The organism is Sphingomonas sp. NPDC079357, from assembly GCF_044901155.1.
Lineage (GTDB): Bacteria > Pseudomonadota > Alphaproteobacteria > Sphingomonadales > Sphingomonadaceae > Sphingomonas.
The window spans coordinates 27,849-49,483 of sequence record NZ_JBJDOM010000001.1 but is presented as its reverse complement, the minus strand read 5'-3'; the positions used below and the strand labels follow the sequence as shown (position 1 = coordinate 49,483).

The following is a 21,635-nucleotide window of genomic DNA, read 5'->3' as shown; positions in this document are numbered from 1 at the left end:
GACCAGTGGCCAGCCCTTTGAAGATCATGTCCCTCAGGCCGGTTGCGGTTGCTGGGCCGATTGCCTCGATCGCCCATACCGCTGCGCCAGCCGATGCGTTGGAGCTTCGATGAAGAACCAAAACAACGTCGCACCGCTCACGCACAGCGCAGTCTGAATTGCGAATTGCAGAACATGGCTCGGCGTGCCGTTATCGGCCATGCGCGTGACCAAGCCGCCGCTGATCATCATGATTGGCACATGGACCAGGTAAAGCGAATAGGAGATCTTTCCGAGGCCGTTGAGGATCGTACTGGACGCGCCGATCCGCAGGAAATTGAAGCGCGCACCGGCATAGAGCAGGATCGCGGTGAACGCTGCGGGCGTGTTGAAGACCTGTTCGGTGAGCGGCGCCCGCGCCAGCGTGATCATGATCAGGATGGCGAGCGACGCGAGCGACAGCCACCCGCCACGACGCCATCCCGCGACATACGCCAGACCTCCCATGACGAAGGCAAACCAGTAATTGAGGAACAGGCCATGAATGGTGACGTCGTGATCGCCCATCGCTGAGACGATCGCTGTAGCGACGAAAATGGTCGGGATGGCCAGAACCGCGCGGCGCCAGCCCGTCATGCGACCGCGCGCGCGGCACCATGCCCAGGCGCCGAGCAGTGTCAGCAGGTAGAATTGAACCTCATAAGTCAGGGTCCAGTAGACGTACTGAATCTGCTCGGTGGGAATAAGCTCCTGCAGGTAGAAGAAGTGCAGGATCAGCATGCGCAACGTTGGTCCCTCGAAAACATTGCCATGTGCCGCCGCGATGATCGCCGCTGACGCATAGGCCACTGCGATCGACGCCCAGTAGGCCGGGTCGAGGCGGATAATCCGTCGCATCATGAACCCGCGAGCGTACCGGCCATCCACGGGCTTGTTCCACAGGCTGTGCGTGATGACGAAACCGCTGAGCACGAAGAAGACGGCGACCCCTCCGCGCCCGTAATCGAACACCAACCTCTGAAGAATCGCTGGGAGTTCATCGTAAAATGGCTGGATGAGCCGCAACGTATACATGTGGAAGAATACTACCCACAACGCGGCAACCCCGCGCAGGATCTGCAGAAGGGCGAAGTGATCGGATGGCTGCTGCGTCGCGATGGGGAGGCGATCGTCACTGTTCATTAACCGGAGAGTCTGCATTTCATCCCCATCGATTATCTTCGTTGAAGATACGGTGAACTTTTAGATTGAATCACGATTGCGGCCCTGTATCGGCCATCCACGGTGCCGGACGACGGCGGACGCGGCCCAGGCCGTTCCGCAAAGGCTCCGCCCCAATGTCGGAGATGCGTCGCCTTGAAGTGGGTTTTTCTCTTACTCCTGCTGAGCCTGAGCCCCGCGCTTGCCTCCTACGCGCGGCAGCCGCGTTATCAGCCGGCGTTCGGCTTCGCCATGGGCGCGTTGCCTTTCCTGCTGGGACTATTGCATCTTTACGTCGCGCCGGTGTCGTTTCCTTATTGGCCCGGTCACACCAAGGGCATCGAGGTTTCGTTCATCGACGCGTTGGCGATCGCGATCCTGATCGGAATGCCGCGACGCAAGCCGCGCGGCCGGCTGCCGTGGCTGTTCATCGCCTATATTGTCGTCGTCGCCCTAACCGCGACCTGGGCAATCGACAAGCTGGCGGCGGTTGGATACACGGCGCAGCTGATCAGGATGCTGCTCGTGTTCATGGCGGCACGCCGGCTTGCCGCTCATCCGGACAGCTTCAAGGCCGTGGTCGCCGGGGGTGTCTGTGCGCTGGTGATCCAGCTCGGCTATTCGGTACAGCAGCATTTTTCCGGCGTGCTGCAGGCAACCGGAACGTTGGGCGCGCAAAATCTGCTTGGGCTGATGACCAATCTCATCGCCATTCCGGCGTTGGCGCTGGCCTTGGCGAATGTGCGTGGCTGGTCAGCGAAGACCGGTCCGATCATGGCACTCGTCATCGACGTTCTCACCGCCTCACGCGCCACGCTGGCCTTCGGCGCGGCAGGCATGGCCGCGCTGCTGCTGGTCTCGAGCAAGTGGCGGTGGACGTCGCGCAAGGCGCAGTTGTTCGGCCTGGCGGGCGTTGCCGCGCTGGTGGTTGCGCCGATCGCGATCACCACGATCAGCAAGCGCGCACATTCGAACAACGTCGAAAGCAGTAATGCCGAGCGCGAAGCCTTCAAGGCGGCGGCGTGGATGATGATCCGGGATTACCCGGCCGGCGTCGGGGCAAATTGCTATGTGGTGATCAGCAACATCGGCAATTACGCTTCGCGCGCGGGCGTTAATGCCACCTCGGGAAGCCGCTCGACGAACGTGCATGACAGCTATCTGCTTGTCACCGCCGAAACCGGGATGGTCAGCGTGATCCTGCTGATGGTCTTCATCGGCGGCGGCATCCTGAAGATTATGCGGACCGCTTTCAAAAACCGCAAAGACAGGCGAGGCGAGTATTTGCTGGGGATCGGCATGTCGCTGCTGACCGCCGGATTGCATCTGAAATACGAATGGGCCTTCGTCATCTACCCGGTGCAATATCTCATGTTCCTGTATCTCGGGCTTGGCATGGGGATCGCCGAGCAAGTCAGCGCGGATGCCGACGCGGCGCGGCGCGCCAAGCGCACCGCCGAGCGGCAGGTGCGTGAGGGGGCCGAGCTGGAAGCAGGGCAGGGGATGGCTTCCTGAAATCCTGGTCGGGCGGGCGAAGCCGATCGGCAGAGGTCTTGCCCCGTGACGCGGCCCCCGATCGTCTCGGGTCATATACCCGCCACCTGTACCGAGCCTAGCAGCGATCAGGGGGAGGCGGGATGGCCGGCGGGCGATCAAGGACCGGCGTTACAGGGCCGAGGGGGCGTTCGAGAGTCCATGTACGCTGCTACCCGTCTACGATCGATCCGGCTGTCCCGGATTCGCGTCGCGCCAGGATTTCGTGCCGCAATCGACCTCCATTCCCTATCGCCCATTGCCTTGGGACAATTGAGACGTTGAGGCGGTGGACGTGAGCGCTGCCTCATCCTATGTCCATCGCCGTGAATCTGCTGCTGTTCTTTTCCGCACTCCTTTCGGCGCTGACCGGCGTTGTCGGCAGCGTGCGTCAGCCGCAGGTCGCGCAGGCGGTGGCGCAGCAGATCGAGTCCATCGCGACGTCCGCCGGCACACGGCTTTTGGGCACGCGGCCAGCTGCAGCACGCTTCACGCCGGCCACCAGCCGCGACGCGCCGATCGCGCGTGTTTTCGCACTGGTCGCGATCGAGCCGATCTTCTCGGGCCGCCGGCGCGAATAGCGCCCCCGCCGCTCCGTCACGCCCTTTTTCGCGCGGCCGCCCGATACCGGCGTCGCCGCGACGCTTCCAGATACAGGATTACGCCCATGTTCGGCGGTATTGCCAAGTCGCTCTTCGGTTCGTCCAATGACCGTTACGTCAAGTCGCTCAACCCGATCCTCGCCAAGATCGCCTCCTTCGAGCCGGCATTGCAGGCGATGGACGATGCCACGCTGTCGAACCAGACCGTGTTGTTCCGCGAGCGGCTGGCGAACGGCGAGACGCTCGACCAATTGCTCCCCGAAGCGTTCGCGACCGTGCGCGAGGCGGCGAAGCGCGTGCTGGGGCAGCGTCACTATGACGTGCAGATGATCGGCGGCATCGTGCTCCATCGCGGCGAGATCGCCGAGATGCGGACAGGCGAGGGCAAGACGCTGGTCGCGACGCTGGCCACCTATCTCAACGCGCTGCCGGGCGAGGGCGTCCACGTCATCACCGTCAACGACTATCTCGCCAGCCGCGACGCCGACTGGATGGGCCGCGTCTACCGCTTCCTCGGGCTAACCACCGGGGTGATCGTGCCGAACCTGTCGGACGAAGAGCGCCGAAACGCGTACGCCGCCGACATCACTTATGGCACGAACAATGAATTCGGGTTCGATTACCTGCGCGACAACATGAAGTATGAGCGCAGTCAGATGGTGCAGCGTGCCTTTTCGATGGCGATCGTCGACGAGGTCGACTCGGTGCTGATCGACGAAGCGCGCACGCCGCTGATCATTTCCGGCCCGACCGACGACAAGTCCGAGCTGTACATTGGCGTCGACGCGATCGTGAAGCAGCTGAACGAAGAAGATTACGAGAAGGACGAAAAGCAGAAGTCGATCGTCCTGACCGAAGACGGCACCGAGCGCGCCGAGCGGATGCTCGAGGCTGCCGGGCTGTTGCAGGGCGCGAACCTGTACGACTTCGAGAACACGCAGGTCGTCCACCATCTGAACCAGGCGCTGCGCGCGAACGCGATGTTCAAGCGCGACACCGATTACATCGTCAAGGACGGCAAGGTCGTCATCATCGACGAGTTCACCGGGCGCATGATGGACGGGCGTCGCTGGTCGGACGGTCTCCACCAAGCCGTGGAGGCCAAGGAGGGCGTGCAGATCGAGCCCGAGAACCAGACGATGGCCTCGATCACCTTCCAGAACTACTTCCGCATGTACCCGAAGCTGGCCGGCATGACCGGCACCGCGGCGACCGAGGCGGCGGAATTCTACGATATCTACAAGATGAACGTGGTGACGATCCCCACGAACAAGCCGGTGCACCGCGTCGATGAGGAAGACGAATTCTACAAGGACACGCAGGACAAATTCCGCGCGATCGCCAAGAAGATTCGCGAACATGCCGAGACGGGGCAGCCGGTGCTGGTCGGCACCGTGTCGATCGAGAAGTCCGAGCTGCTGAGCGAGTTCCTACGGCAGGAAGGCGTCGACCATTCGGTGCTCAACGCGCGCTACCACGAGCGCGAGGCGCATATCGTGGCGCAGGCGGGGCGGCTGGGCGCGGTGACGATCGCCACCAACATGGCCGGGCGTGGTACCGACATTCAGCTTGGCGGTAACCCTGAGATGCGCGTCGAGGACGAACTGGCCGGGATGCCGGACGGACCCGAGCGCGAGGCGGCGATCGAGCAGATCCGCGCCGAGATCGCTGCCGAGAAGCAGAAGGTGCTGGAAGCCGGCGGCCTGTTCGTGCTCGCGACCGAGCGGCATGAGAGCCGCCGCATCGACAACCAGCTGCGTGGTCGTTCGGGCCGGCAGGGCGATCCTGGGCTGAGCCGTTTCTATCTGTCGCTCGACGACGATCTGCTGCGAATCTTCGGCCCCGACACGCTGTTCGCCAAGATGATGCGCAACAACATCAACGATGGCGAGGCGATCGGCAGCAAGTGGCTGACCAAGGCGATCGAGACCGCGCAGAAGAAGGTCGAGGCGCGCAACTACGACATTCGCAAGCAGGTCGTCGAATATGACGACGTGATGAATGACCAGCGTAAGGTGATCTACGAACAGCGCGCCGATATCATGGATGCCGACGCGGTCGGTGACGTCGTGACCGATATGCGCGCCGAGACGGTCAACGCGATCGTCGGCGAGGCGTGCCCGCCTAATTCCTATCCCGAGCAATGGGATGTGGAGGGAATGAAGACGCGGCTCGCCGAGGTGCTCAACATCACCCCGCCGATTGATGACTGGCTGAACGAGGATGCGCTCGATCCCGAGATCGTCACCGAGCGCGTGCTGGCCGAAGCCGACGCGATGGTCGAGGCAAAGGCGGCGGAACTGGACACCGCGACGTGGACGCAGGTCGAGAAGTCGATCCTCCTCCAGAACCTCGACCATCACTGGAAAGAGCACCTCGCGATGCTCGACGCGTTGCGTCAGGTCGTCCACCTGCGCGCCTATGCGCAGAAGACGCCGATCAACGAATATAAGCAGGAGGCATTCAACCTCTTCCAGCGGATGCTCGACGCGATCCGTGAGGACGTGACGCGGACGATCGCCTTCGCGCAATTCCAGATGCAGGCGCCGCCGCCGCTGCCGGATTTGCCCGACTTCATCACCACCCACTTCGACCCGTTCACGGGCGAGGACAATTCGAACGACATCGACGCCGGCACACGCGGGCTGGTGACGACCACGATCCCGCCGCTCCAAATCCCGCAGCCGACCGCCGCCGATCTCGGCGAGGATCCGGCGAGCTGGGAGGGTGTGGTCAGCCGCAACGCGCCGTGCCCGTGCGGATCGGGGCGCAAGTACAAGCATTGCCACGGCGCGGCGTGAGGTAAAAGGCGTCCACTCAACCTGACCCCGGACTTGATCCGGGATCCCGCTTTCTCATCTCGCGCACGGTAGAAGCGGGGTCCCGGATCAAGCCCGGAGCGTCGTCTAATCTGCTGCACTCTCTTGCCCGAACCGCCCGAACGCGCCTAAAGGCACCGGCATCCGCATGGACCCGGTGCAACTCCGGGTGGCTATCCCGGCCGCCGATCCGCCGGGCAACCTCCACGTATCGTCCTGAACACAGCGTCCCGTGCGGGCGCCGATGCGTGTTGTGGTTTCAACAGGCTCATGACCAACATTATTTCTCACTTCCGATCTGCTTGGTGCGCAAATGCGGGCGAAGCGCGCCGCGAGGTGCTCGCGGGCATCGTCGTCGCGCTTGCGCTCATCCCCGAGGCGATCGGCTTTTCGATTATCGCCGGGGTCGATCCGCGTGTCGGCCTTTATGCCTCGATCGCCATCGCGATCATTATTTCGTTGCTCGGCGGCCGACCGGCGATGATCTCCGCCGCAACCGCCGCGGTGGCGGTCGTCGTCACGCCGCTGGTCCGCGACCATGGCGTCGACTATCTCTTCGCCGCCACCATCCTGATGGGCGTCATTCAGATCATCGCCGGGCTGTTGCGGCTCGACCTGCTGATGCAGTTCGTGTCACGGTCGGTTATCACCGGCTTCGTCAACGCGCTGGCGATATTGATCTTCATGGCCCAGCTGCCGCAGCTCACCGGCGTGACCTGGCACAGCTATGTCTTGGTCGCAGGCGGATTGGCGATCATCTACCTCCTGCCGCGCGTGACGAAAGTGGTACCGTCCCCACTGGTGGCGATCGTCGTGCTGACGATGCTGGCGATTATGTTCGGTCTGCCGGTGCGCACTGTTGGCGACATGGGGAGGCTGCCTGAAGGACTTCCGTCGCTCGCGCTGCCGCAGGTGCCGCTCACATACGACACCTTGCGGATCATCGTGCCTTATTCGCTGACGATGGCAGCGGTCGGGCTGCTCGAATCGATGCTCACCGCGCAGATCGTTGACGATATGACCGATACCGACAGCGACAAGCGCCGCGAGTGCATGGGGCAAGGGGGCGCGAACCTCGCTGCCGCGCTGGTCGGCGGCATGGGCGGGTGCGCGATGATCGGACAGTCGGTCATCAACGTCACCTCAGGCGGTCGCAAGCGGCTGTCGACCTTCACCGCTGGTGCGTTCCTGCTCTTCCTGCTCGCGGTTCTGGGCCCGGTGGTCGGGCGCGTGCCGATGCCGGCCCTCGTTGCGATCATGATCATGGTGTCGGTCGGCACGTTCAGCTGGAACTCGATTCCCAATTTGCGCCGCCACCCCATAACGTCGTCGATCGTAATGCTCGTCACCGTCGCTGTCGTCGTCGCGACCCGCGATCTGGCGCAAGGGGTCGTTGCCGGCGTGCTTCTTTCGGGCATCTTCTTCACCGGAAAAGTCCGGCGGATGTTCGTGGTCGAACGTGAATCCGGCATTCCGGTACGTTACCTGGTGCGCGGCGAGCTTTTCTTTGCGTCGGTAGACCGGTTCACGCGCGCCTTTGCGGTCGAGGATGCGTCCGCCGTGGTGATCGACGTGTCCGCCGCGCACTTCTGGGACATTTCCGCGGTCGCCGCGCTCGACAAGATCGTTGCTCGGTTGCGGCGCGATGGCGCGTCGGTCGAGGTCGTGGGCTATAACGAGGCCAGTGCCGATCTCGTTGATCGCTTCGCGCTGCATGACAAGACCGGCGTCGAACTCGGCGTGGCCCCGCACTGAGGGCATGAAAAGGGGCATCGGTCACCCGGACCGACGCCCCAACCGCCATATGGCGGAACCGTGGCTTATGACGCCTTGGGCAAACGGATCGTTGGTCCGATCGATTCGACCACCGCGCGCGCGTTGAAGGCGCGCACGTTGCCGCGGTCGGGCGTGCCCTTGAACATCACAATTTCGGCGGACGCTTCATAGCGATCGACGGTGCGGATGTCCTGGCCACCACCGAAGCCGCCCCATGGGCCACCCCAGAACGGATCCCACGCGCGATAGCCGAAGCCGCGGCCGTAAAAGCCCCAGCGCGGCCCCCACAGCCCACCACCAAACGCACCAAATCCTGGTCCCCAGCCGCCGCCGAAGCCCGGTGTCGAATAGGTTCGCGCCTGACGATCGGTGTCGCGATCCGCCATGACAAAATAATCGTAGCCATTCTGCAACGTTAGCTCGGCCGAGCGGAACAGCAGATAGCGTTCGACGACGTCACGGTCGGTAACGGTATTGCCCGCGAAGGTCACGCGATAGCGATTCGGCTCGATCCGAACGTCGCTGTAACCGGTACGATAAAAGCCGCTGCCGGTGGCGGGCCGATAGGCGGTTTCGGTGGCGCAGGCCGCGACCAGCGTCGTACTGGCCGCCAGCGTCACCACCAACGCTGAGCGGCCGAACTTCATCATCATGGCGTACTCTCCAACGCACCCGGGCGGTGCGACGAGCCGTCGCATAGCCGAGATGAGTGGAACGTGCGATGAACGAAATCGCTCCGTTCGGCGGCCGGGCTGCTCACCGGCTGGCCACTCGGCGGGGTAGAGACGCCGCTGCCAAGTGGAAGTAGTATTCTCGGGATTAATTGTAAGGAACGCTCAAGTATAACAGTTGCGATCACCAAATCTGGCATTTACCATCCTTTGCGGCGGGTCGGTTCTGGGGAGAGTCGCGGAAAGCGCATCCTCGCCCTCATTGAACAGGGGTGAGATCATGATCCGTTCCATCAAGGCTGTCCTGGCGTTCTGTACAGCGGCCATCTTGTTGCCAGCGCCAGCGCATGCCGCCTATACGATCAACGTCGTCGAAAGCGGCGGCAGCGTCGTGGCAACCGGCAGCGGGACGCTCAATCTGAGCGCTCTTACAATCACCTTGCCGTCGGCGCTGTCGGGGTCGCAGCTCTATGCGGCGGTCGGCAATATCGTCACCGGCGGGGATTTCGATCCCGTGCCGATCACGCAATATGGCAACGTCACCGGACCGGGCAGCTTCGGCACGGGCCTTTTGACGCTCCCGAATCTTTACAGCCCGGTCACGCCGACCGGCGCCATCGTCGGCATCATCTCCAACACCGACAGCCTGTTTGTCCCTTATGGCTATGTGTCAGGGAGCGACCTCGGCGTCAGCAAAAGCACCTATTCGGGTAAATCCTTCGCATCGCTCGGCCTTGCGACTGGCAGCTACAAGTTCAGTTGGGGGCAGGGGGCAAGCGCCGATACCTTCACCGTCAACGTCGGGCCGGTTACCGCTGCCGTGCCGGAACCCGCGACATGGGCGCTGATGATCCTGGGCTTTGGCATCATCGGCTTTTCGATGCGCCGGCAGCCAGCAAGCCGCTACGCCTGATCGCACAAGGCGCGCTGTGACCGTGGGTCGCGGGAAGCATCCTGCGGCCCATCACGGGTGATCAGTTGCTTGGCATCCACGACGGACCGCAATAAAAGAAGTGGCTCCCTGAGTAGGATTCGAACCTACGGCCGCTCGATTAACAGTCGAGAGCTCTACCGCTGAGCTATCAGGGAACGGCGTTCAACGTCGTGGAGGGGGTCTATAAAGCCGGATTTTCGACGCGCAAGACCCTTATTTCATCTTTCCGACTTATGCGACGAACTGCTCCATCGTGATCCGGTCGTCGAGTGCGTGCTCCGGGTCGAACAGCAAGGTCAGATCGCGTGCGCGATCCATCGCAATGTCCACCTGCGCCACGTTACGCACCTCGCGCTGATCCGCGACCGCAGAGACGGGGCGCTTTCCGGCGTCCAGCACGCGAAGCGACACACGCGTCTTGTCTGGCAGGATCGCGCCGCGCCAACGACGCGGGCGGAACGCGCTGATCGGTGTCAGCGCCAGCATGTGCGAGCCCAGCGGCAGGATCGGGCCGTGCGCGGACAGATTATAGGCGGTCGACCCGGCCGGCGTCGCCACCAGAATGCCGTCGCACGACAGTTCGTCAAGCACGATGCGATCGTTGATCCGCACCTCCAGCTTGGCAGTCTGCCGCGTTTCGCGCAGCAGCGACACTTCGTTGATCGCGGGCATCGTGTGCACGCTGCCGTCGAATCCGGTCGCGGTTGCGGTCAGCGGCGTCACCTTGAACGCGCGCGCCCGTTCGATCCTGCCGTCGAGATCGTGGCGCCGCCATTCGTTCATCAGGAAGCCGACGGTGCCGAGGTTCATTCCGAACACCGGCACGATCGCGCGCCGCCGCTCCAGCAGCAGGTGCAGAGTCTGGAGCATGAAGCCATCGCCGCCGAGCGCGACCACCAGATCGGCCTCCTCCAGCGGGGACCAGTCCCACGCATCGGCAAGTTCGGCGCGCGCGGCCTGCGCGGGGGCGGTTGGCGAGGCGACGAGTGCCCGCCGCGGATAAAGGGTCATCCGCCGGTGACGCTCATATGCCGGGCGACCGCAGGCGCGGCGTCACGATCGATCCTGAAATCGTGCCGGCGTGGCTTCGTGGTCAGCGCACCCTCGATCGCGGCGTCGAGTGCGGCAAGGCCGCCCTCGCGCAGCGCGGCGCGCAGGTCGCGATGGTCGTCATGGCCGAGGCAGGTGTACAGCCGTCCTTCGGTGGTCAGCCGGACGCGGTTGCAGCCGTCGCAGAAGTTCTGGGTCAACGGCGAGATCAGCCCCAGCTTGGTCGCGCTGCCGTCGACGCGCCAGTAACGCGCCGGTCCGCCAGTCTGCGCTGCGTCGCGTTCCAGCGTGAACAGCGTCTCCAGCCGCTCCTTCACGACCGTCAACGGCAGGAAGCGATCGGTGCGATCCTCGTCGACCGCGCCCAGCGGCATCGTTTCGATCAGCGTCAGGTCATGACCTTCCGCGACGCACCAATCGAGCATCGTGGCGATTTCATCCTCGTTGACACCCTTGAGCGCAACCATGTTGATCTTGACCGCTAGCCCGGCGTCGCGCGCGGCGGCGATGCCGTCGAGCACCTGTGCGACATCGCCGTGGCGGGTGATGTGGCGAAACCGCGCGGGATCGCGGCTGTCGAGGCTGACGTTCAGCCGGCGCAGCCCGGCCTCGCGCAATGCGGCGGCATGGTCGCGCAGCCGCGTGCCATTGGTGGTCATCGTCAGTTCGTCGAGCGCGGTGCCGACGTGCCGCCCGAGCCGCTGGACCAGCTGCATCACGTCGCGCCGCACCAAGGGCTCACCGCCCGACAGCCGCACCTTGCGCACCCCGCGAGCAACGAATCGCTCGGCGATGATCGCCAGCTCCTCTAGCGTCGCGATCTTCGCACGGGGCAGGAACGTCATCTGCTCCGCCATGCAATAGCGACAGCGCAGGTCGCAGCGGTCTGTCACCGATACGCGTAAATACCGGATGGTGCGGCCGAAGCCGTCGATGAGCGGCGCGGCCGTGCTGCTGATTTCGTTCATTGCCGTCACAACGCGCGAAGCTATTGAGTCGTTCACCGTCCGGCAAGATCGGATTGCCGCGCCGCGCTCCACCGCTTACCACCGGCATTATGGAGCGCCAGACACGGACCATGCAACGCGCCGCCGGCCGGCGTCGTGGCGAGCGAACGGCCAGCGAGGAACAGCTGCAACTGGTTTCCTCCGCCGGTCACGACGTCACCGCGATCACAGCCGCGCCGACCAGCTTCGAAATCGTCAATGCCGCCTATGGGCGAATGACAGGGGATCAGTTGGTCGAGGCGATCGACGAACGGTTGAGCGACGCGCTGGCCGATTACCGCAGCGCCGCGGTACGCAGCGGCGCAACCTTCACGATCATCGTCGCCGGCGATGCGCAGGTGGGTGATGCGGCGGTCGACTCGGTCGAGCGAGCGCTGGAGCAGCCGTTCACGATCGGTAACGAAACCATACACCTTGGCGCGCGGATCGGCGTGGCGCGGCGGGTCGATCACGAGACTCCCGACCATCTGCTCCGCCGCGCGGCCGAGGCGCTGGCGCATGCCCGCGCCAGCGAGGGCGTGACGACGCGCGTTGCGACCGAGGGCAGCGGGGTGCCGATTGCCGCGCTCGCCGCCGACCTCCACCGCGCCATGGAGCGGCAGGAGATCGACGTCCGCTTCCAGCCGCAGGTGCATTTGATCGACAGCCGGATCGTCGGGGTCGAGGCGCTGGCGCGTTGGCATCATCCGCGGCTGGGCGAACTGGGCGCCGAAACGCTGCTGGCGGCGGCCGATCGTGCCGGGCTTGGTGTGGCGTTGTCCGATCACGTCCAGGCGCTGGCGCTGCGCCGCGCGGCCGACTGGCCCGATGCGCTGTCGGGCTTGCGGATCGCGGTGAACGTCACCGCAACCGATCTGTCGCGCACGCCATTCGTCAGCCGCTTTCTGGCGCGTGTACACGAGGCGGGGATCGCGCCGGGGCGCGTTACCGCCGAAGTCACCGAGGGTGCGATGATCGACAACCTTCGCGCCGCGAGCGTCGCGCTGGCGGCGTTGCGCGCCGCCGGGTGCCGCGTTGCGCTCGACGATTTCGGAACCGGCTATTCCAGCCTGTCCTATGTCGCGACGCTGCCGCTCGATTACATCAAGATCGACCGCAGCCTGACGACCGCCGCGGTCAGCGACGCGCGCAACCGGGTGGTGTTGCAGGGCGTGCTGGCGATCGCCGAAGGGCTGGGGCTGGAGACGATCGCCGAGGGGGTGGAGACTCAGGCGCAGCGGCAGTTGCTCGCGGCGCGCGGCTGCACCTTCTATCAGGGGTTCCTGTGCGCCGGCCCGCTCGACGATGCCGCGCTGATCGATCTGGTGCGAGCGGCGGCCGTGAAAGGGGAGAAGAAGACATGCTGATCGTTCCGGCACTGCTCGCGGCAGCGGCCGCCACCGCCACGCCGCAGGCAGCGATTGACGCCGCGATGGCTGAGAGCGCTGCGGGCTGGAACGTCGGCGACCTTTCGCGTTTCACCGCCATCTATGCGCCCGACGCAATGTACGTCGCTGGCGACAAGGTGGTGCGCGGCAAGCCCGCGATCGCCGAGCGCTATGCCAAGAGCTTCGCGGACGGCGGCAACACGCGCGGGCGGCTCACCTTTCAGCCGATGGCGTGGCGCTCGCTGAGTGCGGTCCACATCCTGCACGTCGCGCGCTGGACGCTGACCCCCGCCACCGGCGCACCGCACACCGGGCTGACGACGTTGCTGTTCGAACGCCGCAAGGATGGGTGGAAGATCATCTCCGACCATAGCGGTTGAGGCCGGGGACGTCGTTGCGAGCGCAGCGACCCAATCCAAAGTTCCGCGCGCTGCCCTGAATTGCTTCGTTACGCTCGCAGTGAGGGGTTGATGCTACTTACCCCGCGGCCTTCGCCAGCCCTTTCGATAATTGCAGCGCGCCGTGCAGCCGCGCCTTGGGATCGGCCCAGACGCGGGTGAGCGCCAGCTTGCTGTCGGGGCGCAGCTTGGCGATGCCACCCAGCTTGTCGACATAGGCCAGCAGCCCGGCGACGTTCGGCGGCTTGTCGTCGTGGAACGCAACCAGCGCACCCTTCGGACCAACATCGAGCTTGGCGACGCAAGCCTTCTTGGCGTTGAGCTTGATCTCCATGATCTTGACCAGATTGTCGGTTGCCTCGGGCAGTGGGCCGAAGCGATCGATCATCTCGGCCGCAAAGGCGTTGAGTCCCTGCACCTCGTCCACCTCGTTGAGGCGGCGATACAGGCCCATCCGCAGGTCGAGGTCGGGAACATACTCCTCGGGGATCAGGATCGGCGCGTCGACGCTGATCTGCGGGCTGAAGTCGCGCTGGCGCTCGCGCAGGCCGCCGGCCTTGGCCTCGAGGATCGCCTCTTCCAGCATCGACTGATAGAGTTCGTAGCCGACCTCCTTGATATGCCCCGATTGTTCGTCGCCGAGCAAATTGCCCGCACCGCGAATATCGAGATCGTGGCTGGCGAGCTGGAAGCCCGCGCCGAGCGTATCGAGGTCGCTCAGCACCTTGAGGCGCTTGTCCGCCGCCTCGGTCATCTGCCGCTCGGGCGGGGCGACCATATAGGCATAGGCGCGCGTCTTCGACCGACCGACGCGCCCGCGCAGCTGGTAGAGCTGCGCGAGGCCGAAGCGGTCGGCGCGGTTGACGATCATCGTATTGGCCGACGGAATGTCGATCCCGCTTTCGATGATCGAGGTCGAAACCAGCACCTCGAACTTCTTGTCGTAGAACGCGCTCATCCGCTCCTCGACCTCGGTCGGTGCCATCTGGCCGTGCGCGATGACGTAGCGGATTTCGGGCACCTCGCGGCGGAGGTAATCCTCGATGTCGGGGAGGTCGGCGATGCGCGGGGTGACGAGGAAGCTCTGCCCGCCGCGATAATGTTCGCGCAGCAACGCCTCGCGCAGCACCACCGGGTCCCAGGGCATGACATAGGTGCGCACCGCGAGGCGATCGACCGGCGGCGTCTGGATCACCGACAATTCGCGCAGGCCACCCATCGCCATCTGGAGCGTGCGCGGGATCGGAGTCGCGGTCAGCGTCAGCATATGGACGTCGGCGCGCAGCGTCTTCAGCCGCTCCTTGTGCGTGACGCCGAAGCGCTGTTCCTCGTCGACGATCACCAGTCCGAGCCGCTTGAAGTCGACGCTCTTGGCGAGCAGCGCGTGGGTGCCGATCACGATGTCGATCGTCCCGTTGGCAAGCCCGTCCTTGACCTTCTTCGACTCGCTGGCGGTCACCAGCCGCGACAGGCGACCGATCTCAACCGGAAAACCGTCGAACCGGGCGGAGAAATTCTGGTAATGCTGGCGCGCGAGCAAGGTCGTCGGGCAGACGACCGCGACCTGCATCCCGGCCATTGCCGCGACGAAGGCGGCGCGTAGCGCCACCTCGGTCTTGCCGAAGCCGACGTCGCCGACGATCAGGCGGTCCATCGGCTTGCCCGCCGCGAGATCATCGAGGACGTCCGAGATCGCCCGGTCCTGATCGTCGGTTTCCTCATAGGGGAAGCGATCGACGAACGCCGGATAGCCGCTCGCATCGGGCTCGGCGATTTCGCCCGGGCGCAATGCACGTTCGGCGGCGACCGCGATCAGCGTGCCCGCGATTTCGCGGATGCGCTCCTTCATCTTCGACTTGCGGCGCTGCCATGCTTCGCCGCCGAGCCGGTCGAGGCTCGCGCCTTCCTCCGACGAGCCGTACCGGGAGAGGACTTCGAGATTTTCGACCGGGATGTAGAGCTTGTCGCCGCCGGCATATTCCAGCGCGACGCAATCGTGCGGCGCCTTGGCGACCGGCACCTGCGTCAGGCCGACATAGCGGCCAATGCCGTGATCGGTGTGGACGACCAGATCGCCCGGCGACAGCGTCGCGAGTTCGGCGAGAAAGGCGTCGGCGGACTTGCGGCGCTTGGTGCGGCGGATCAGCCGGTCGCCAAGCATGTCCTGCTCGGTGAGCACGGCAACATCAGGTGCAGTGAAGCCGTGGTCGAGGCCAACGACGGTCAGCGCGACGCCGCGATCGGCGGCCCCTAGTGCGTCCTGCCACGTGTCGGCAAGCCGCGCGCCGGCTAGCCCGTGATCGTCGAGCAGCGTCTTCAACCGGTCGCGCGCACCGACCGAATAGCTGGCAAGGATCGGCTTGCGCCCGTCCTTCTTCAGTCGTGCGACATGCGCGACCACTGCCTCATAGACATTGGCCTGATTGGCGCGCTCGGGCGCGAAATCGCGCGGGCCGTCGACGTGGAAGTCGAGGACGGTCGACGATTCGGGCTCATGGAAAGGCGTGACCAGATGCGCAGGCATCCCGGCCACCTCGGCGCGCCATTCTGCGTCGTCGAGATAGAGCGTCTTGGCAGGCAGCGCACGATAGCTGCCGGGCTCAGCCGCCTCGGCACGCTTCCGGTTCTCGTAATAATCGGCGATCGCATCAAGGCGTCCCTCGACAGCCGCCGGAGTTCCAGCATCGCGCACCACGATCGCATCGTCGCCGAGGTGATCCCAGAGCGTCGCCAGCTTCTCCTCGAACAACGGCAGCCAATGCTCCATGCCGGCCAGCCGCCGGCCTTCGCTGACCGCCTGATAGAGCGGATCGCCGGTCGCGGTCGCGCCGAACCGCTCGCGATAGTGGGTGCGGAAGCGCTTGACGCTGTCGTCGTCGAGCAAAGCCTCGGACGCGGGGAGCAGCACGAAGCCGTCGAGCCGCCCGGTGGTGCGCTGGTCCGCCGGATCGAAGGTGCGGACGCTTTCGATCTCATCGCCGAAGAAGTCGAGGCGAAGCGCCTGCTCCTCGCCGCTTGGGAACAGGTCGACGATGCCGCCGCGCACCGCATATTCGCCGGCGTCGTGAACGGTGTCGGTGCGGACATAGCCGTTCGCCTGCAACAGCGCGCCGAGCCGATCTCGGTCGATCCGCGCGCCCGGCTTCAGCTCGGCGACCAATTGCCGGATGCGGAACGGGGTCAGCGTCCGCTGCGTCAGCGCGTTGACCGTGGTCAGCACCAGCTGCGGGCCTTTCGGCTTCTGCTGGAGCCGGTACAGCGCGCCGATCCGCTCCGCCATCACGCGCAGCGTCGGCGAGGCGCGGTCGTAGGGAAGGCAGTCCCAGGCCGGCAGCTGAACAATGTCCAGTTCGGGCGCGAAGAACGGCGCGGTGGCGGCGATGCTGCGCATCTGCGCCTCGTCAGCGGCGACGAAGACCGCGCGGCGAGGCGCGGCGCGCGCGAGATCAGCGAGCAGCGAAGGCAGGAAGCCGCCGGGGACGCCCGAAAGCGTGAGCGGGACGGTGGCTTTCAGGATCGTGGAAAGGTCGGGCATATTTCTTCTTCTAGCCCTCTCCCTTTGGGGAGAGGGTTGGGTGAGGGGGCGGGGCCTCGCAGAGCGCGTCGGTCTCCGTGAGACCCAGCCCCTCACCCCAGCCCTCTCCCCGGTGGGGAGAGGGAGCAGCGCGTCACATCCCCGTGTCGAGCACCGTCACGAAATCGACTCGGCGCATCGTCTGCATCATCTCGCCCTCCCATTCCGCCGGGCAAGGGATCGAGCCGATCGCCCAGCCCATAATATCGACATCCTGTTCCTCCAGCAGCCGCTCGAACCAGTCGAGCTGCTCCGCGTTCCACGTCGCGCCATGCGCGTCGAAGAAGCCGCCGATCATCAGATCGGCCTCGCGCGTACCGCGATGCCAGGCGCGGAAGCGGAGGCGTTTCAGGCGGATGTCGTGATCCATCAAAGGTCCAATGCAAAACGACCGGCGGGCGCTGGCGGCGACCGTCGGGGCAGGGTATCGGCACCAGATAGTCATGCGACCCGATATCCTCAATCCGTTGTTCGCCGAGGTGGAGGCGCTGAAGGGCGTTGGCCCCGCGCTCGCGAAGCCGCTCGACCGGCTGGGAATCGCGCGCGTGCTCGACCTGCTGTTCCATCTGCCGTCCGGCTGGGTCGACCGCTGGCCACGCGACGAGCTGATGCAAAGCGATGTCGGGCGGACGATCGCGATCACGCTGACCCCAACCGATTATCGCACCAGCAGCAGCCAGCGCGCGCCGACGCGGGTCGTGGCGCGCGACGCGCATGGCAATACCGTGGCGCTGGTATTCTTCGGCGGCGGTTCGGGGCGGGTGCGCAAGCTGTTGCCGTTGAACGAGCCGCGCCGCATTTCGGGGCGGCTCGACCAATATGGGCAGGATCTCCAGATCATCCACCCGGAGGTCGGCGGTGACGACGACAACTTCCGCGAGCGTGAGGCGATCTACCCGCTCACCGAAGGCATGACCTCGCGGCGGCTCGGTGCGCTGATCGACCAGGCGTTGGCGCGTGCGCCCGACCTCCCCGAATGGATCGAGCCGAGCCTCAAGGCGCAACGCGACTGGCCCGCGTGGCGCGAGGCGATGACGCGGCTCCACGCCGATCCCGCCGACGCGGTAGCCCGCGCGCGGCTGGCGTATGACGAGGTGTTCGCCAATCAGCTCGCGCTGTTGATTGTCCGGGCCGACACGCGCAAGCGCCGCGGGCGTGCGCTAAAGGGCGACGGGCGGCTGCGCGACATGCTGCGGTTGCCGTACCAGCTGACCGGCGCACAGGCACGCAGCGTCCGGGAGATTGAGGGTGATCTGGCGCAGAGCGCGCCGATGCTGCGGCTGCTGCAAGGCGATGTCGGCTCGGGCAAGACCTTGGTTGCGGCGATGGCGCTGCTGATCGCGGTCGAGGCCGGCGCGCAGGCGGCGATGCTCGCGCCGACCGAGATCCTTGCCCGCCAGCATTATGAGACGCTGCGGCGCACGCTCGCCGGGCTGCCGGTCGAGATCGCGGTGCTGACCGGCCGCGACAAGGGCCGTGCGCGCGAGGCGACGCTGATGGGGCTGGCGGACGGCAGCATCCATATCCTGGTTGGCACGCACGCGATCTTCCAGGAGGCGGTCAGCTATAGAGACCTCGGGCTGGTGGTGGTCGACGAACAGCATCGCTTCGGTGTCGCCGAGCGGATGCTGTTGCAGGCGAAAGGGAAGACCCCGCCGCACCTGCTCGCGATGACGGCGACCCCGATCCCGCGCACCCTCACGCTCGCGCTGCACGGCGAGATGGACCAGAGCCGGCTCGACGAAATGCCGCCGGGGCGCGAACCGATCGAGACGCGCGTGCTGTCCGAAGAACGTGTCGACGAGGTCATCAACGCCCTCGGCCGGCATTTGTCGGAGGGCAAGCAGGCTTATTGGGTCTGCCCGCTGGTCGAGGAAAGCGAAACCAGCGACCTGCAAGCCGCCGAGGCGCGTGCCGCGGCGCTGGCGAGCCGGTTCGGCGATCGCGTCGGGCTGGTCCATGGCCGGATGAAGGGTGTTGAGAAGGACGCGGTGATGGCGCGCTTCTCGGCCGGCGAAATCGGTGTGCTGGTCGCGACGACGGTGATCGAGGTCGGCGTCGACGTGCCCAATGCGACGCTGATCGTGATCGAACATGCCGATCGCTTCGGGCTGGCGCAGCTTCACCAGTTGCGTGGCCGGGTGGGGCGCGGCGGCGGCCGCTCGGTATGCCTGTTGCTGCGGGCCGGGTCGCTGAGCGAGACGGCCCGTGCGCGACTGGCGTTGATGCGCGAGACCAACGACGGCTTTCGGATCGCCGAGGAAGACCTGCGACTGCGTGGCGCGGGCGAGTTGCTCGGCACGCGGCAGTCGGGCGAAGCGATGTTCCGGCTGGCGACGCCGGACCTGCTGTCGGATCTGCTGCCTGCCGCGACCGACGATGCGCGGCTGCTCATCGACCGCGACGGCGGCCTGAATGGCGCGCGGGGGCAGGCGGCGCGCACCGCACTTTATTTGTTCGAGCGGGATGCCGGCGTCGCGTTGCTGCGATCGGGATGACGAGGCGCTCTGTGGATAGGTCTATACCCCACCGCTCGCCCTGAGCTTGTCGTAGGGCGTGCGACCGTGCACGTGCTTCGACAAGCTCAGCACGAACCGTTCGGGAGGCATCGAGCGGGTTGAGGGCGCTTAAGGAGATTGTCGTTTTGGCGGGGCTGACACCGATCATCATCGTCGTGCTCGCGGGGCTGGGCCTCGCTATCCAGCCGCCGACCAATGCCGCGCTGGCACGTGTGTCCGGCTCGGTGTGGCTGGCGGCGCTGGTGTCGTTTACTATCGGCACGGCGACGTTGTTGATCGTGTGGACGTTCGACCGTACCCCGCTGTCGGCGTTGAAGGGCGCACCGTGGTGGTCGTGGCTGGGCGGGCTCTATGGTGCGGCGTTCGTCGCCGCGCTTGCCTTCGCCGCACCGCGGCTGGGGATTGCGGCAGCACTCAGCATCGCGATCGCGAGCCAGTTGATCGCGGCGCTGACGCTCGATCATTTCGGCCTGCTGCAACTCCCGCAGCAGCCGGTAACGGTGACCAAGCTCGCCGGAATTGCGCTGGTGCTGATCGGGGTGGTGGTGTTCCGACGCGGTTGAGCGCGTGGCGGTTGCTTCGCGGCTACCGCATCGCCGACAGCACGAATTGATACAGGGCCGGGGGCACTTCCTGCGCGAGCTTGCAGCCGATCCGCCCGCCCAGCGCCCAACGCACCTCCGCGGTAAAGCTGCCGGCGACGGGGAGGGTGACGGTGACGAGGTCGCCGACCGCGAACGCATCGTCGCTTCGCGCCATGAAGCCGTTGAGGGAGACGTTGACGATCGTCACCAGCCGCGACTCGCCGCTCGCAACGATCAACCGCGTGCGATGCAGGGTTTCGTCGCGCGGCTCGACGCGGTCCTCATACGCTATCGTCGCCGATCGTACGGCCATGTCGTCCTCCTACGCTCACCCGGCCTTATCGCCCGGCCGGGGTTAACGCGGAGTGAGTAAAGACGTTAAGCCGGGTTCACCATCCCATGATGCTTCTTGCCTGCGGAGATGCGCACCGGCTCTTCCGCCACCGTCACCACCGCCGCTTCGTCGGCGACCTTCTCGCCATCGATCCGCGCGCCGCCGCCCTTGATCAACCGGCGCGCTTCGCCCTTCGACGCCGCGAACCCGAGCGTCACCAGCACGTCGACCAGCGGCGTCGCGCCCGGCGCGACCATCGAGGGCAGCCCCGCGCCGCTCGCGCCTTCCTCGAAGGTCTTGCGCGCGGTTTCCGCCGCATCCTCGGCGGCGGCGCGCCCGCGACACATTGCGGTCGCCTCGTTGGCGAGCACCTTCTTTGCCTCGTTGATCTCCGCGCCGTCCAGCGCCTCCAGCCGCGCGATTTCGTCCAATGGCAGGTCGGTGAACAGCCGCAGGAAGCGGCCGACGTCACGGTCGTCGGTGTTGCGCCAGAACTGCCAATAATCGAAATGCGGCAGCTGATCCTCGTGCAGCCACACCGCGCCGGCGACGGTCTTCCCCATCTTCTCGCCCGAAGCGGTGGTGAGCAGCGGCGTGGTGACGCCGAACACTTCGGTGCCATCCATACGCCGCGCCAATTCGACACCGTTGACGATGTTGCCCCACTGGTCGCTACCGCCCATCTGCAGCCGCACGCCCGCGCGCCGCGCCAGCTCGCGGAAGTCGTAGCCCTGCAGGATCATGTAGTTGAATTCGAGGAACGACAGCGACTGCTCGCGGTCGAGCCGCAGTTTGACCGAGTCGAAGCTGAGCATTCGGTTGACGCTGAAATGCTGGCCGACCTCGCGCAGGAACGGGATGTACTCCAGCTTGTCGAGCCATTCGGCATTGTCGAGCATCACCGCATCGCTCGGGCCGTCGCCGAAGGTCAGGAAGCGGTCGAAGATGCGCTTGATGCCCGCGACGTTGGCAGCGATCACTTCGTCGCTGTTGAGCTTGCGCGCCTCGTCCTTGAAGCTGGGATCACCGATCTTGCCGGTGCCGCCGCCCATCAGCACGACGGGCTTGTGCCCGGCCTGTTGCAACCGGCGCAGCAGCATGATCTGCACCAGGCTGCCGACATGCAGCGACGGTGCGGTCGGGTCGAAGCCGATATAGCCGGGCACGACCTGCTTGGCAGCCAGCGCGTCGAGCGCGGCGGCGTCGGTCATCTGGTGGATGTAGCCGCGCGCGGTCAGCGTGCGGAGCAGGTCGGACTGATATTCGGTCATAGCGCTGGCGTCGTTAC

General features: G+C 65.5%; 17 protein-coding genes, 1 tRNA gene and 1 other annotated feature. Of the genes, 9 read left to right on the top strand and 9 right to left on the bottom strand.

The genetic code is table 11. From position 1 onward, the window contains the following. Positions 1-33 precede the first annotated feature (33 nt). Positions 34-1,161, bottom strand: coding sequence for an acyltransferase family protein (locus tag ACI2JO_RS00230; protein WP_404718755.1), 1,128 nt, complete (start codon positions 1,159-1,161; stop codon positions 34-36). Positions 1,162-1,263: 102 nt separating this feature from the next. Between ACI2JO_RS00230 and ACI2JO_RS00225 the strand changes: the two genes are divergently transcribed. From ACI2JO_RS00225 to ACI2JO_RS00210, 4 genes are all read left to right on the top strand, one after another. After that, a complete protein-coding gene (locus ACI2JO_RS00225) occupies positions 1,264-2,694 on the top strand; it encodes an O-antigen ligase family protein (protein WP_404718754.1) in 1,431 nt (476 codons plus the stop codon). 332 nt (positions 2,695-3,026) lie between these two features. After that, complete coding sequence (locus ACI2JO_RS00220; protein WP_404718753.1) at positions 3,027-3,293, top strand: hypothetical protein; 267 nt, start codon at positions 3,027-3,029, stop codon at positions 3,291-3,293. A gap of 86 nt (positions 3,294-3,379) precedes the next feature. Then, positions 3,380-6,115, top strand: coding sequence for a preprotein translocase subunit SecA (gene secA / locus ACI2JO_RS00215; protein ID WP_404718752.1), 2,736 nt, complete (start codon positions 3,380-3,382; stop codon positions 6,113-6,115). A gap of 165 nt (positions 6,116-6,280) precedes the next feature. After that, positions 6,281-6,336, top strand: a sequence feature (sul1 is cis-regulatory element that is thought to sense ions involved in sulfur or methionine metabolism; They are found in Alphaproteobacteria). Positions 6,337-6,403: 67 nt separating this feature from the next. Next, complete coding sequence (locus ACI2JO_RS00210) at positions 6,404-7,888, top strand: SulP family inorganic anion transporter (protein ID WP_404718751.1); 1,485 nt, start codon at positions 6,404-6,406, stop codon at positions 7,886-7,888. A gap of 65 nt (positions 7,889-7,953) precedes the next feature. On the opposite strand, the gene ACI2JO_RS00205 is transcribed toward ACI2JO_RS00210, so the two are convergent. Then, the gene (locus tag ACI2JO_RS00205) at positions 7,954-8,562 is read right to left on the bottom strand and encodes a CC0125/CC1285 family lipoprotein (protein ID WP_404718750.1); all 609 of its coding nucleotides are present in this window, start codon (positions 8,560-8,562) and stop codon (positions 7,954-7,956) included. Positions 8,563-8,758: 196 nt separating this feature from the next. On the opposite strand from ACI2JO_RS00205, the gene ACI2JO_RS00200 reads away from it, so the two are divergent. After that, entirely contained in the window at positions 8,759-9,493 is a 735-nt protein-coding gene (locus tag ACI2JO_RS00200; RefSeq protein ID WP_404718749.1) for a PEPxxWA-CTERM sorting domain-containing protein, read from the top strand. Between the two features lie 101 nt (positions 9,494-9,594). Here the strand turns inward: ACI2JO_RS00200 and ACI2JO_RS00195 are convergent. From ACI2JO_RS00195 to moaA, 3 genes are all read right to left on the bottom strand, one after another. Continuing rightward, a tRNA-Asn gene (locus tag ACI2JO_RS00195) sits at positions 9,595-9,669 on the bottom strand. 76 nt (positions 9,670-9,745) lie between these two features. Continuing rightward, positions 9,746-10,525 carry an NAD kinase gene (locus tag ACI2JO_RS00190; protein WP_404718748.1) on the bottom strand — a complete coding sequence of 260 codons (780 nt, stop codon included), beginning with the start codon at positions 10,523-10,525 and terminating at the stop codon, positions 9,746-9,748. Further along, positions 10,522-11,532 carry a GTP 3',8-cyclase MoaA gene (moaA, locus tag ACI2JO_RS00185; RefSeq protein WP_404718747.1) on the bottom strand — a complete coding sequence of 337 codons (1,011 nt, stop codon included), beginning with the start codon at positions 11,530-11,532 and terminating at the stop codon, positions 10,522-10,524. The genes ACI2JO_RS00190 and moaA overlap by 4 nt, the downstream gene beginning before the upstream one ends. Positions 11,533-11,642: 110 nt before the next feature. On the opposite strand from moaA, the gene ACI2JO_RS00180 reads away from it, so the two are divergent. Then, entirely contained in the window at positions 11,643-12,917 is a 1,275-nt protein-coding gene (locus tag ACI2JO_RS00180) for an EAL domain-containing protein (protein ID WP_404718746.1), read from the top strand. Further along, on the top strand, positions 12,911-13,318 hold the full coding sequence (locus ACI2JO_RS00175; RefSeq protein WP_404718745.1) for a YybH family protein: 408 nt from the start codon (positions 12,911-12,913) through the stop codon (positions 13,316-13,318). Before ACI2JO_RS00180 ends, ACI2JO_RS00175 begins: the two co-directional genes overlap by 7 nt. Positions 13,319-13,415: 97 nt before the next feature. Here ACI2JO_RS00175 and mfd read toward each other — a convergent pair whose 3' ends face one another. After that, the gene (gene mfd, locus ACI2JO_RS00170) at positions 13,416-16,871 is read right to left on the bottom strand and encodes a transcription-repair coupling factor (RefSeq protein WP_404718744.1); all 3,456 of its coding nucleotides are present in this window, start codon (positions 16,869-16,871) and stop codon (positions 13,416-13,418) included. 133 nt (positions 16,872-17,004) lie between these two features. Continuing rightward, complete coding sequence (locus ACI2JO_RS00165; RefSeq protein ID WP_404718743.1) at positions 17,005-17,280, bottom strand: succinate dehydrogenase assembly factor 2; 276 nt, start codon at positions 17,278-17,280, stop codon at positions 17,005-17,007. A gap of 73 nt (positions 17,281-17,353) precedes the next feature. Here ACI2JO_RS00165 and recG point away from each other — a divergent pair, with 73 nt between their 5' ends. Together recG and ACI2JO_RS00155 are read left to right on the top strand one after the other, a co-directional pair. After that, positions 17,354-19,408: an ATP-dependent DNA helicase RecG gene (gene recG / locus ACI2JO_RS00160; RefSeq protein WP_404718742.1), complete on the top strand. Its 2,055-nt coding sequence runs from the start codon at positions 17,354-17,356 to the stop codon at positions 19,406-19,408. 146 nt (positions 19,409-19,554) lie between these two features. Then, a complete protein-coding gene (locus tag ACI2JO_RS00155; RefSeq protein WP_404718741.1) occupies positions 19,555-19,992 on the top strand; it encodes a DMT family transporter in 438 nt (145 codons plus the stop codon). A gap of 22 nt (positions 19,993-20,014) precedes the next feature. Here the strand turns inward: ACI2JO_RS00155 and ACI2JO_RS00150 are convergent, their stop codons facing one another. Together ACI2JO_RS00150 and tyrS are read right to left on the bottom strand one after the other, a co-directional pair. Continuing rightward, positions 20,015-20,326, bottom strand: a complete 312-nt coding sequence (locus ACI2JO_RS00150) for a PilZ domain-containing protein (RefSeq protein WP_404718740.1) — start codon at positions 20,324-20,326, stop codon at positions 20,015-20,017. Positions 20,327-20,391: 65 nt separating this feature from the next. Beyond that, positions 20,392-21,618, bottom strand: a complete 1,227-nt coding sequence (gene tyrS / locus ACI2JO_RS00145) for a tyrosine--tRNA ligase (protein WP_404718739.1) — start codon at positions 21,616-21,618, stop codon at positions 20,392-20,394. Positions 21,619-21,635 lie beyond the last annotated feature (17 nt).